The sequence below is a fragment of the Sphingomonas larreae genome, assembly GCF_051400595.1.
In the GTDB taxonomy this organism is placed as follows: domain Bacteria; phylum Pseudomonadota; class Alphaproteobacteria; order Sphingomonadales; family Sphingomonadaceae; genus Sphingomonas.
The window spans coordinates 283,862-295,712 of record NZ_JBLFFI010000003.1; the positions used below are offsets into that span (position 1 = coordinate 283,862).

Consider the following 11,851-nt stretch of genomic DNA (forward strand, 5'->3'; position numbering starts at 1 on the left):
GCCGGCCATGGACGCGCTCGCCGCCGCGCTTCGCGAGGTGGCGGTGGCGCTGCGCGACGCGCGCGACCCGTGGTGGGTGATCGGCAGCGCCGCGGTGCGGCTGCACGGCGTGGTGACGCCGGTCGCGGACGTCGACGTGCTGCTGAGCGGGCGCGACGCGCTGGCGGCGATCGAGCGTTGGCACGGCGCGGTCGGGTTCGGCTCGCCGAGCCCGCGCTTCCGCTCGGCGCCGTTCGCGCGGCTCAGCGGCACGGCGATGCCGATCGAGCTGATGGCGGGGCTGGAAGTCTCTGACGGCAGCGCATGGCGCGCGGTGCGCCCCGCCACGCGCCAGTCGCTCGGCGCGGTGTTCGTGCCGGACCGTGCCGAGCTGATAGACATCCTCACGCGCTTTGATCGCCAGAAGGACCGCGCGCGGGCCGCGCTGCTTGCGGCGGTGCCGGATGAGCACGGCGGTGAAGGATAATCGAGGGCCGGACCTGCTCCGTGTCTTAGGCCGGCCATCGCGGAACGTCTGGAGGACAGACGGGAGGCAACTGATTCTCGGTCAGAACGTGACCCACGAGAAACGCGTTGTTTTCTACGTTACCTCCTCCCACCACCTCCGTCATCCGGGACTTGTTCCGGGATCCACCATCCCGCGCGTGCAAAGGCCGCAAGCCTGAGAGGCACCGTGATCCCGAAACCAGTTTGGGATGACGAAAGAGCGGGGGTTCAAACTTAGGACGGCCCCGAACCGACCCGAATGCCGGCGGGAATAGCATGACCCGCTGCCGGCGCGTGCTGAACGCCGACACACGCCGATCGCGCGAACCCACCGACCGATCAGTCGACGACGGTGCCGACCACCGCCCCGCCGACGCCACCGACCGCCGCGCCCTTTTCGACGCTCTTGCCGGTCGCCGCTGCGACACCCGCGCCACCGGCCCCGCCGATCGCTGCGCCGCGCAGCGTCGAGCAGGCCGAAAGGCTCATCGCACCCGCGACGAGCACCGAGGACAAGAGGATCGTACGCATGGATCAACTTTCTTCGCTGGAGGATGCCGGCTCGAATGAGAGGCGGGCCGATCGGTTCCGCGTCGCGCCCGTGCGTACCGGCGGCCGCGACAATGATGACGCACGCGCAACATTAGCGACATGCCGCAGAGAGGCGGGTCGGTGAGGACAGCCGCGAGGAGATCGCGCATGTACCACGACCACAACGCCGATTATCACGCCGCGCGCGCCCGCACCGAGGCGGTGCGCGCGATCGCCGCAACCAGCGAGGCCGCCGCGGCGGTGCATCAGGAGCTCTGCCTGCGCTACACTGGTCGGTTGCTCGCCGCGCTCGTGCTCGGCGCCCCCGCCCGCGAGCGGGAGTGAGCGGCGCGCCGGCGGACGTTGCTGCGACCGCTGTCCTACCAGCGCGGACGTGTGGGATAAGCGGGGATGCTTCGTCTCACGCCGCGTTCATCCGCTCGCCGGTACCGGCCGCTTCGCATCCGGCGCGCGGCGGTCCGGGTCTCAACATTCTCAACATTCGCGCGTTGCTCGCGCGCCGCGCAGACATGCGAGTGACGCCCGAAGGCGCGCGAAAGCGGGCTCCCGTCAGCTACCTATCGGGGTAATCTCGGAACGGGTGTGAGATACGCGCGAATGTTGAGGCTGGGTCAGCGATCACACGCGCGTCTCAACTTTCTCAACATTCGCGCGTCGACGCGCCCGGTCAGGCCCAGCCTTCGAGCACCTGATCGGGTGGGCGATGACCATCCGCCCAGCTGCGTATGTTGGCGATCACCCGCTCGCCCGAGGCCACGCGTCCCTCGTAGGTGGCCGAGCCCATGTGCGGGGTCATCACCACGTTGGGCAGGGCAAGCAGCCGCGGGTCGATCTCGGGTTCGTGGCGCCACACGTCGAGGCCCGCGCCGGCGAGCCGCCCTGCCTCGAGCGCGTCCACCAGCGCGTCCTCGTCGACGATGCCGCCGCGGCTGGCGTTGATCAGGAAGACGTGCGGACGCAGCAGCGCGAGGCGGCGCCGGTCGATCAGGTCGCGGCTGTCGGGGTTGAGCGGCGTGTGGATCGTCAGGATGTCTGTCGTCTCCAGGAGCGAGTCGAGCGCCTCGTGCCAGACGGCCCCCAGCTCCGCCTCGATCGCGGCCGGCAGGCGATGGCGGTTGTGATAGTGGATCGCCAGCCCGAACGCGCGGGCGCGCCGCGCCACCGCCTGCCCGATCCGCCCCATGCCGACGATGCCGAGCACCTTGCCGCCGATGCGATAGCCGAGCATCCCGCCCGGGCTCCACCCCGCCCACTTGCCCGAGCGCACCAGCTTCTCGCCCTCGGCGAGGCGGCGCGGCACCGAGAGGATCAGCGCCATCGTCATGTCCGCGGTATCCTCGGTGAGCACGCCGGGCGTGTTGGTGACGAGGATGCCGCGTGCGCGGGCCGCGCGCAGGTCAATATGGTTCACCCCGGCGCCGAAATTGGCGATCAGCCGGAGCCGCTCGCCGGCTCCGGCGATCAGCGCCGCGTCGATCGTATCGGTCACCGCGGGGACCAGCACGTCGCTGTCCGCCATTGCCGCGGCGAGCTGGTCACGCGTCAGCGGACGGTCGCCACGGTTGTTGGTCGCGTCGAACAATTGCTCGAGCCGCTCCATGACCACCGCGGGCAGCTCGCGCGTGACGGTCACCTTAGGGTGGGCGCAGCGACGCGGATCGGCCATGCGTCCGGATTGGCGCAGCCCCGCACGGGCGTCAACGGTTGACGGTTGATGACGCCGCGAGGGCCGCATAGGAGATCGGGGGTGACCAACGGGATCTCAGTGCGACGGGGCGCCGCGGCGGCGGCAATGGCGGCGGCATTATTGTGCGGCACGGTAGCGGAGGCGGCGCCGGACCTGCGCGAGCCGCCTTATTACGCCTCGCTCAGCCCGTCGCGCGCGCGGATGCGGACCGGGCCCGGGCGTACCTTCCCGTCGAGCTGGGTCTATGTCCGCGCCGACCTGCCGGTACGGGTGGTCGCGGTGTTCAAGGAGTGGCGCAAGATCGAGGATCCGGCCGGCACGCAGGGCTGGATGCTCGCTACCTTGGTGAGCCACACCCGCACCGCGATCGTCACCGGCGGCGAACCCGCCGAGCTGCGCGACCGTCCGGGCGGACCGCACGTGCTGTGGCGGGCCCAGCCTGGGGTGGTCGGGCGATTGAGCCAGTGCGGCAACGGCTGGTGCCGGTTCGATGTCCACGGACAGGCAGGGTATGTCCAGACCGAGCGATTGTGGGGCGTCGCTCCGGGAGAGGTGCTGCCGTGACGTTCGTGCTCGACGGTTTCGACACTGCCGCCTTCGTCGACGCGACGCTGGCCGAGGATCTGGGCGCAGCGGGCGACATCACGTCCGCGGCGGTGATCCCGGCGACGGCGCGCTTCACCGCGGTGATGGACAGCCGCGACGCGATCACGGTGTGCGGGCTCGACCTCGCCGCCGCCTTCTTCCGCCACCTCGACCCCGCGGCGGCGATCGATCCGCTGGTCCGCGACGGTGACCGCGTGGCCGCCGGCACCGCACTGTTGCGCGTCACCGGCGCGGCGCGCGCGGTGCTCACCGCGGAGCGGTCCGCGCTCAACACGATCCAGCATCTGTCCGGCATCGCGACGCTCACTGCCCGCTATGTCGACGCGCTCGCGGGCACCGGGGCGACGCTGCTCGACACCCGCAAGACCATCCCGGGGCTGCGCCGGCTCGAAAAATTTGCCACCCGCACCGGCGGCGCGCGCAACCATCGCATGGGGCTCTGGGACGCGGCGATGATCAAGGACAATCACGTCGCAGTGGCCGGCGGGGTCGGCGCGGCGGCGGCGCTCGCCAGGGCGGCCGGGATCGCCGACATCATCGTCGAGGTCGACCGCATCGACCAGATCGCGCCGGCGCTCGCCGCGGGGGCGACGCATCTGCTGCTCGACAACATGCCTCCGCCGGTGCTGCGCGAGGCGGTCGCGCTGGTCGGCGGGCGGGTGCCGACCGAGGCGTCGGGTGGGGTGTCGCTCGAGACGATCGGCGCCATCGGAGCGACGGGAGTAACCTTCGTCAGTGTCGGACGGATCACCCAATCCGCGCCGGCCGCCGACATCGGGCTCGACGTCGCACCGGCGTAAGCCGGGGCGGCGCGGTGGGGCAGGGGGTGCTTGCGTCGCTGCCGCAGCGGAGGCAGAGCGCGGCGAGCAAGATGAGGTATCCGTGACGCGACCGTCCTCGATCGTCCGCTTCGAGCGCCTTTACCTGGCCTCGTTCGCATTGGGGTTGCTCGGCTGGTGGCTGACCTGGAGTGACCTGGCGGCGCGGCTCGCGCACGATCCACGCACCGCGGCGTTCGGCTGGATGCTGCCGGCCGCCTTCACGCTCAACGTCGCGTTGACGCTGATCCCCTGGTATGCGGTGGCACGGCGGGCGCTCGGCTGGGTACGCTGGATCGTGGCGACGCTGACCGTCCTCCACCTGCTGGTGCTGCTGCCCGGATTGCTCGGCGCGCCGTTCGCGACGACCAGCCTGCTCGGACTGTTGCGGGTCGGCCTCGAGCTGGCCGCAGTGACCCAGTTGTTCGCCGCGGACGCGCTGGCGTGGTTCGGGTTGGGCGAGCAGGCGGCACAACCCGGCGACGATCGCGAGGAGGTGGCATGAGACGCTGGTGGGTCGCGGCGGCGCTGGTCGCGTTGCCGGGAAGCGCGGGCGCGCAGGCGCTGTCCTGCGCGGTGCCCGACGCGGTGTCCGCACCCCGGCCGGACGTGCCGAGTGCGAGCCAGCCGGCGCGCCGCGTCGCGATCGGCAGCTACACGCTCGCGTTGACGTGGAGCCCGCAATATTGCCGCGATCACGGCGGGGACCGTGACGCGCAGTTCCAATGCGGCTCGGGTCAGCGCTTCGGGTTCGTCCTTCATGGTCTCTGGCCCGATGGCGAGGGGAAAGTGTGGCCACAATATTGCCGCGCCACCGGGATCCTGCCGCAGTCGGTGCTGCGCCATCATCTCTGCGCCACCCCTTCGGCGCAGCTGCTGCAACATGAATGGGCGAAGCATGGCACCTGCATGCCGGGTTACTCGCCCGAGCGCTATTTCGACCAGTCAAATGCGATGTACCGCCAGCTGCGCTTCCCCGACATGGCCGCGCTGGCGCGCACGCCCCTGACCGCCGGCGCGCTCGCCACCGCCATCGCGCGCGCCAACCCGGCACTGCGACCGGAGATGATGCGGATCACCACGACCCGGCAGGGCTGGCTCGACGAAATCTGGCTCTGCCTCGACCGGCGCTTTCGCTACACGCGCTGCCCGGCGCATCAGGGCGGGGTTCAGCCCGGCACGCGGCTGCGTATCTGGACCGGCTGAGTCGGGCGGTCAGCCGTTGCGCGCGGCGACGCGCGCCTCAAGCAGCTGCCATAGGCCGCGATGCTGGGACAGAAGTTGCTCCGCTCCGAAGGTGAGCGCACGCACCCGCGCGGGTGGCAGCATCAAGGTGTCGAGCGTCGCCACCACCTCGTCGCAATCGAGGTCGAACCTTGCTGCCACGGGCTCACCGAGCCGTACGCCGCAACCATCGAGCAGCCGGCGGATCGCTGACCAGTCGAGCACGAGGGCGAGCGCCGCGCCGGCCGCGCAGCCGATCCGCTCCGAGCGCGCGAGCAGCGCGAGCGTGTCGCGCTGCTGGAGGATCGCCGCGGCCGCGCTCGCCTGACCAGGCGTGGACGGCAGCGGTCCGACCGCCGCGGCCAGCCGCACCAGCAGCGCGCGCTCCCTCGCCATCGCGGTCGCGGCGCGGGCCATCCAGGCGGGAGCAAGCGTGTCGACCCCCTGTGCGGTGGCATGATCCACCAGGCCGGGGAAGGTGCCGTGGACGACACACAAAGCGTGGATCGCATCGGCAAGATCGCGCAGCGGCGCGGCTGGCGCGGTGAGCGCCTGCGCGTGGCGCGAGGCGGCGGTGCCATCGCGCGCCACCATCGCGCGGATCAACTCGCCCACGCCAGGGTCCGCGCGCTCGCTCGCGTCCGCCATCAATTGCCTCCACCGTCGCCGCGGCAACGCTCTGGCCGCGCGGTGCGAACTACCAAATCGACGTAAAGGCGTGGTTTACGGGGTGCGTCGGACCAGCGCGACGGCGACCTCTTCGACCCGCCCAGCGACCCGGATCGGCCAGAAACTAAGCCCGACATCGAGCGGTTCGCCATTACCGGTCGCGAGCGCCGCATCAACCGCGTTGCCGATGCCGCCGCTGGCGCGTTCGAGCGAATCGCCGACTGCGGCGCGATCCGCGCGGGCGATGAGAGCGAGGAAGCGTTCGTTCGCGAGCTCTTCCGTGGTCCGCCCGACCAGCGCGGCCAGTGCCGCACGCGGCGCGAGCAGGGTGCCGCGCAGGCTCACTCGCGCGACCGCCACGTTCCCGGCGCCTTCCAGCGCCGCGATGATCGCGTCGCGCTCCGCCGTGGTGGCGCGCGCCTCCGCCCCCGCGGTGGCATCCTCGACGCGGAGCAGGCAGCCGCGGGGAAGTGGCTCGACCATGATATCGAGGGTGCGACCGGGAAAGCGGTCGGGCACCAACGCGACACGCTCGCGCTCGGCACCGGCGAGGACGCGGTGCACCGCCGCGACCAGCGTTTCGCCATCGCGCCGCGACAGCTCGGCGATCGCGGCGCCGGGGGCGACCTGTTCGCCGAAGCGCGCGCGCGCGGCGCTATTGGCATGCTCGATCGCGCCGCGCTCGCCAAGCAGCACCAGCGGAAGATCGATCGCGTCAAGCAGCGGAGCGAGCAGCGGTTCTGGTCGAGCCTCGGCAGCCGGCGCGGCCATCCCGGCGAGCAGATCGACCCCGAGAAGCACCAGCCGCGGGCGCCCGTGATGGAGCACATAGACTGGCGCGCGCGCGGCCCGCTCCTGCCACTCGCCGAAATGGCGAACCAGCGTGGACGCGGTGACCTGAAGACGTTCAGGCGAGCGAGTCGTGCTCCGGTTACTCATAGGTAACTAACTGACATCAGGCGCTTCATTGTAAAGCGCCCGATGCCTGATCGTGATCAACTAGGGCCATCTCGGCCCCGATTGAACCGGCATGGCAGCGGACGGATCGGCCCCGTCCGCCCCGGTCCTACTGGTCGAGGAAGCTGCGCATCTTACGGCTGCGGCTCGGGTGCTTGAGTTTGCGCAGCGCCTTGGCCTCGATCTGGCGAATGCGCTCGCGTGTCACCGAAAACTGCTGGCCGACCTCCTCCAGCGTATGATCGGTGTTCATGCCGATGCCGAAGCGCATGCGCAGCACGCGCTCCTCACGTGGGGTGAGTGAAGCGAGCACGCGGGTCACCGTCTCCTTGAGGTTCGCCTGAATCGCGGCGTCGACCGGGATCACCGCATTCTTGTCCTCGATGAAGTCGCCGAGGTGCGAATCCTCCTCGTCGCCGATCGGCGTCTCGAGGCTGATCGGCTCCTTGGCGATCTTCATCACCTTGCGCACCTTCTCGAGCGGCATGCTCAGGCGCTCCGCCATCTCCTCGGGCGTGGGCTCGCGGCCCTGCTCGTGGAGGAACTGGCGGCTGGTACGAACCAGCTTGTTGATCGTCTCGATCATATGGACCGGGATGCGGATCGTGCGCGCCTGGTCCGCGATCGAGCGGGTGATCGCCTGGCGGATCCACCACGTCGCATACGTGCTGAACTTATAGCCGCGGCGATACTCGAATTTATCGACCGCCTTCATCAGCCCGATATTGCCCTCCTGGATGAGATCCAGGAACTGCAGGCCGCGGTTGGTGTATTTCTTGGCAATCGAGATCACCAGGCGCAGATTGGCCTCGACCATCTCCTTCTTGGCGATCCGCGCCTCACGCTCGCCCTTCTGCACCATGTTGACGATGCGACGAAACTCGGCGAGCGCCATGCCGGTCTGCTGGCTGATCTCGCTGATCTCGGTGCGGATGCGATCGATCGCGGGCGCCTCGTTGGTGGCAAAGGCAGCCCACTTCTTGTCACGCCCGCGCACCGCGTCGAGGAAGCTCTCGTCGAGCTCGTGACCCATATATTGGTCGAGGAAGTCTTTGCGGTTCACCTTGTGCCGCTCGGCCAGCCGCAGCATCTGCCCGCCCAGCGCGGTCAGGCGTCTGTTGTAGCTGTAGAGCTGGTCGACAAGATACTCGATCTTGCTTTGGTGGAACTGCACGCTCTCCACCTCGGCGGTGAGGTCCTCGCGCAACTTCTGGTACTTGCGCTCCTGCGCGTCGGACAGCTCCGCGCCCGACGCCATCGCCTCCAGCCGGCTCTCCTGCATCTTGGAGAAGTTGCGGTAGATCGCGGTGATGTTGGCGAACTTCTCGAGCGCAAGCGGCTTGAGCGTCTCCTCCATCTGCGCGAGGCTGAGCGTGTTGTCCTCTTCCTCATCGTCGGACGGCCGCGGCGCGCGACGCTCGGTCATGTCGTCCTCGTCGTCGGCGGACGCCTCCTCCGGCTCCTCCTCCTCCTTGAACGACGGGCCGGCGCTCGACTCGCTGATCTCGCCGCTGTCGTCCTCGGCGCCCTCGACCTGCTCGGCCGACGGACCCTTGGACAGCATCGCATCGAGATCGACGATCTCGCGCAATTGCATCGTCCCCTCGTTGAGCGCGGTCGACCAGTCGATGATCGCGTTGAAGGTGATCGGGCTCTCGCACAGCCCGAGGATCATCGTGTCGCGCCCGGCCTCGATGCGCTTGGCGATCGCGATCTCGCCCTCGCGGCTGAGCAGCTCCACCGCGCCCATCTCGCGCAGGTACATGCGCACCGGATCGTCGGTGCGGTCGATCGTCTCTTTCTTCTTCGCCTCCGGGGCGGGCGCGGTACCATCGGAATCGGACTCGTTGTCGACCGGCTCGGCCTCGTCGTCGTCGGCGCGTTCCTCCGGCTCGCCGTCTTCACCCGCTTCCTCGTTCTCGACGATGTTCACGCCCATCTCGTTGAGCGCGGACATCACGTCCTCGAGCTGGTCGGACGACATCTGGTCCTGCGGCAGCGCCTCGTTGAGCTGGTCGTAGGTGATATAGCCGCGCTTCTTGGCGCGCGCGATCAGCTTCTTGACGCTCGCGTCGTTGAGATCGATCAGCGGAGCATCGGCCACTTCCGCGCCCTCGTCACCACCGCCACCGTTCATCTTCGCCATCAATCGTCCTCAAGTCCAAGCGCGCGGGCGTCTTCGTTTGCCTGCACCAGATTTGCAAGCCGCTCATCCAGCGCACGTTGTTCGTTCACCAATGCCACTTGCCGTTCGAAAGCCTCGGTGGTGAAGCGCGCCTTCATCGCGGAAGTTGCTTCCGCCAGCGCCGCATCCACCTCCGGCCGGGCGACCAGGATCGCGATCGCCTCGTCAAGGTCGTCGCGCGCCTGCTTCTCGTCAGCGCCGGCGCGCGTGAACGAATAGGGCATCGTATCGGCTCTCAAGAGGTCATGCGCGACCGTTTCGAAACCGGACGTCGCCAATATGGTGACGAGCCGACCGCTATCAAGCGGATCACCGCGACGATCCTCGAGCGCGACATCGACCACGGCCTCGAACAGGCGCCCGAGCGCACCATCGGCGAGGCGCAATCCGCCGAGCACCTCCATGTGCCGCGCGATCTCGGCGGGGTGGCGGATCAGCCCGGCGAGCACCGCCTTGGCGAGCACGCGATCGATCCCGCCCGCGGCACCGATGCGCTTGGCGTCCTCGGTGACGGGCGGGGGCGGGGGCGTCCACTTCTGCCCGGGTCGGCGCTGCGCCATCGGATAGAAGGGCGTGCGCTGCTGGAATGGCTGGCGGTTGCGTGCGAACTGCTCGTCGAAGCGGTGGCGGAACTCGGCCTGATATTCGGCGCGGACGCTCGGATCGGTGATCGTCTGCACGAGATCGCCGAGCCGGCGTTTGAAGCCGGCGCGCTGCTCGGGCGTGGTCAGCGGCTCGGCGGCGAGCTCGTGCTGCCACAGCCGGTCGACCAGCGGCTGCGCCGTGCGCACCAGCGGCTCGAACGCGCCCGGCCCCTGCGCGCGCATCAGGTCGTCGGGATCCTGTCCCTCGGGCAGGGTGACGAAGGCGAGGCTGCGCCCCGGCGCCAGCAGCGGCAGCGCGCGTTGCGCCGCGCGGATCGCGGCCTTCTGCCCGGCCGCGTCGCCGTCGAGGCAGACATAGGGCACGTCGACGACGCGCCACAGCCGCTCGAGCTGCGCCTCGGTCAGCGCGGTGCCGAGCGGCGCCACCGCCTCGCCGATGCCGCGCTGCGCCAGCGCAACCGCGTCCATATAGCCCTCGACCACGAACAGCCGCTCGGCCTTGCGCGCGGCCGCGGCGGCGCGGTCGAGATTGTAGAGAGTGCGGCCCTTGTCGAAGAGCGGGGTGTCGGGCGAATTGAGGTACTTGGGCTCGCCCTCGCCGATGATACGCCCGCCGAAGGCGATGACGCGCCCGCGCGGGTCGCGGATCGGGATCATCAGCCGGCCGCGAAACCGGTCATAGGGCTCCTTGCCCTCGACCTGGATCAGCAGCCCCGCCTCGATCAGCATGGGGTCGCCGAAATCCTTGAGCGCGGCGCGGAGCCGGGTGCGCGAGTCGGGTGCATAGCCGAAACCGAAGCTGCGCTGCGTCGTCGCGCTCACGCCGCGCTGATCGAGCAACGCGCGCGCCGCGACGCCCTCGCTGCCGCCGAGCTGCTGGGTAAAGAAGTCGGCCGCCGCCTGCATCACGTCGTGGAGCGACTTGGCGCGCTCGGCGCGTTCGGCGGAGTGGCGGTCCTGCGCGGGCATCTCCATCCCGGCCGCCGCGGCGAGTTCCTTGACCGCGTCGATGAAGGGCAGGCCCTGGTGGTCGGTCAGCCAGCGGATCGCGTCACCGTGCGCCGAGCAGCCGAAGCAGTGATAGAAGCCCTTGTCGTCGTTGACGTAGAAGCTGGGCGTCTTCTCGTTGTGGAAGGGGCAGCAGCCCTTCGACTCGCGCCCGGCGCGGGTGAGCTTGACCGTCTTGCCGACCAGCGCGGTGAGCGAGGTGCGCGCGCGCAGCTCGTCGAGGAAGGCGGGGGTGAGACTCACCGGTGCATTATACCCCTTATGGCGCGCGATCGCGCGGGGGGCAACGTGTCGCAGTGGGACGGGGTGTTTTCACCCGTCCGGTCGTCACAGCGGAACACCTCCTACCGTCATCCCGGACTTGTTCCGGGATCCACTGTTCCGCGAGAGCAACGCTGTCCGGAAGTGCGGCACGGTGGATCCCGGAACAAGTCCGGGATGACGGAGAGAGGCAGGGGCGAAGCGCTCGAACCCCTCCGCGCCTCCGTCCGTCCGCGCCCCACGTCAAGCCTCATCCCGCCCGCGAGCTCACCCCGCCAGCGCCGCCTTCACCAGCGCGCTCGCCTTGCTCATGTCGAGCGTGCTGGCGTGGCGTGCCTTCAGCTCGGCCATCACCCGGCCCATGTCCTTCATGCCGCCCGCGCCCAGCTCGGCCTTGATCGACTCGATCGCGGCGCGGGTCTCGTCCTCGCTCATCTGCTGCGGCAGGAAGCGCTCGATCACCGCTACCTCGGCCTGCTCCGCCGCCGCCAGCTCGGGGCGGCCGCCCTGCTCGTACATGGCGATCGACTCGCGACGCTGCTTGACCATTTTCTGCAGCACCTCGACCACGACCGCGTCGTCGTCCGCCGGTGCGGCGCCGGTGCGCAGCTCGATATCGCGATTCTTCACCGCCGCCTGGATCAGCCCGATGGTGGCGCGCGCCTCCTTGTCGCCCGCCTTCATCGCCGCGATCTGCGCGGCCTTGATGTCGTCCCGAATCATACCCGTGTCCTTAACCGATTGACGCGTCCGGCGCGCGTCTCTAGCGGGCGGGGCTTAGCGACATTGCCGA

General features: G+C 69.6%; 13 protein-coding genes. 6 read left to right on the forward strand and 7 right to left on the reverse strand.

The window, feature by feature from the left end:
- Nucleotides 1-7 precede the first annotated feature (7 nt).
- Nucleotides 8-466, forward strand: coding sequence for a hypothetical protein (locus ACMGDM_RS12880; RefSeq protein ID WP_436804518.1), 459 nt, complete (start codon nucleotides 8-10; stop codon nucleotides 464-466).
- 359 nt (nucleotides 467-825) lie between these two features.
- Here the strand turns inward: ACMGDM_RS12880 and ACMGDM_RS12885 are convergent, their stop codons facing one another.
- Nucleotides 826-1,017 (reverse strand): hypothetical protein, encoded by a 192-nt coding sequence (locus ACMGDM_RS12885; RefSeq protein WP_436804519.1) that lies wholly within the window; start codon nucleotides 1,015-1,017, stop codon nucleotides 826-828.
- Between the two features lie 168 nt (nucleotides 1,018-1,185).
- On the opposite strand from ACMGDM_RS12885, the gene ACMGDM_RS12890 reads away from it, so the two are divergent.
- Nucleotides 1,186-1,362: a hypothetical protein gene (locus ACMGDM_RS12890; RefSeq protein ID WP_436804520.1), complete on the forward strand. Its 177-nt coding sequence runs from the start codon at nucleotides 1,186-1,188 to the stop codon at nucleotides 1,360-1,362.
- 343 nt (nucleotides 1,363-1,705) lie between these two features.
- Here ACMGDM_RS12890 and ACMGDM_RS12895 read toward each other — a convergent pair whose 3' ends face one another.
- Nucleotides 1,706-2,704 carry a 2-hydroxyacid dehydrogenase gene (locus ACMGDM_RS12895; RefSeq protein ID WP_436804521.1) on the reverse strand — a complete coding sequence of 333 codons (999 nt, stop codon included), beginning with the start codon at nucleotides 2,702-2,704 and terminating at the stop codon, nucleotides 1,706-1,708.
- 99 nt (nucleotides 2,705-2,803) lie between these two features.
- Here ACMGDM_RS12895 and ACMGDM_RS12900 point away from each other — a divergent pair, with 99 nt between their 5' ends.
- From ACMGDM_RS12900 to ACMGDM_RS12915, 4 genes are all read left to right on the forward strand, one after another.
- Nucleotides 2,804-3,289 carry an SH3 domain-containing protein gene (locus ACMGDM_RS12900; protein WP_436804834.1) on the forward strand — a complete coding sequence of 162 codons (486 nt, stop codon included), beginning with the start codon at nucleotides 2,804-2,806 and terminating at the stop codon, nucleotides 3,287-3,289.
- Nucleotides 3,286-4,131, forward strand: a complete 846-nt coding sequence (gene nadC / locus ACMGDM_RS12905) for a carboxylating nicotinate-nucleotide diphosphorylase (protein ID WP_436804522.1) — start codon at nucleotides 3,286-3,288, stop codon at nucleotides 4,129-4,131. Before ACMGDM_RS12900 ends, nadC begins: the two co-directional genes overlap by 4 nt.
- A gap of 82 nt (nucleotides 4,132-4,213) precedes the next feature.
- Entirely contained in the window at nucleotides 4,214-4,654 is a 441-nt protein-coding gene (locus tag ACMGDM_RS12910) for a hypothetical protein (protein ID WP_436804523.1), read from the forward strand.
- Nucleotides 4,651-5,355: a ribonuclease T2 family protein gene (locus ACMGDM_RS12915; protein ID WP_436804524.1), complete on the forward strand. Its 705-nt coding sequence runs from the start codon at nucleotides 4,651-4,653 to the stop codon at nucleotides 5,353-5,355. The genes ACMGDM_RS12910 and ACMGDM_RS12915 overlap by 4 nt, the downstream gene beginning before the upstream one ends.
- 9 nt (nucleotides 5,356-5,364) lie before the next feature.
- Here the strand turns inward: ACMGDM_RS12915 and ACMGDM_RS12920 are convergent, their stop codons facing one another.
- From ACMGDM_RS12920 to ACMGDM_RS12940, 5 genes are all read right to left on the reverse strand, one after another.
- Nucleotides 5,365-6,021 (reverse strand): DUF6975 family protein, encoded by a 657-nt coding sequence (locus ACMGDM_RS12920; protein WP_436804525.1) that lies wholly within the window; start codon nucleotides 6,019-6,021, stop codon nucleotides 5,365-5,367.
- Between the two features lie 75 nt (nucleotides 6,022-6,096).
- The gene (locus ACMGDM_RS12925) at nucleotides 6,097-6,981 is read right to left on the reverse strand and encodes a nitrogen regulation protein NR(II) (protein WP_436804526.1); all 885 of its coding nucleotides are present in this window, start codon (nucleotides 6,979-6,981) and stop codon (nucleotides 6,097-6,099) included.
- A 127-nt stretch (nucleotides 6,982-7,108) separates the two neighbouring features.
- Complete coding sequence (rpoD, locus tag ACMGDM_RS12930; protein WP_436804527.1) at nucleotides 7,109-9,145, reverse strand: RNA polymerase sigma factor RpoD; 2,037 nt, start codon at nucleotides 9,143-9,145, stop codon at nucleotides 7,109-7,111.
- Nucleotides 9,145-11,040 (reverse strand): DNA primase, encoded by a 1,896-nt coding sequence (gene dnaG, locus ACMGDM_RS12935; RefSeq protein ID WP_436804528.1) that lies wholly within the window; start codon nucleotides 11,038-11,040, stop codon nucleotides 9,145-9,147. Before dnaG ends, rpoD begins: the two co-directional genes overlap by 1 nt.
- Before the next feature lie 285 nt (nucleotides 11,041-11,325).
- The gene (locus ACMGDM_RS12940) at nucleotides 11,326-11,781 is read right to left on the reverse strand and encodes a GatB/YqeY domain-containing protein (RefSeq protein WP_436804529.1); all 456 of its coding nucleotides are present in this window, start codon (nucleotides 11,779-11,781) and stop codon (nucleotides 11,326-11,328) included.
- Nucleotides 11,782-11,851: the final 70 nt, after the last annotated feature.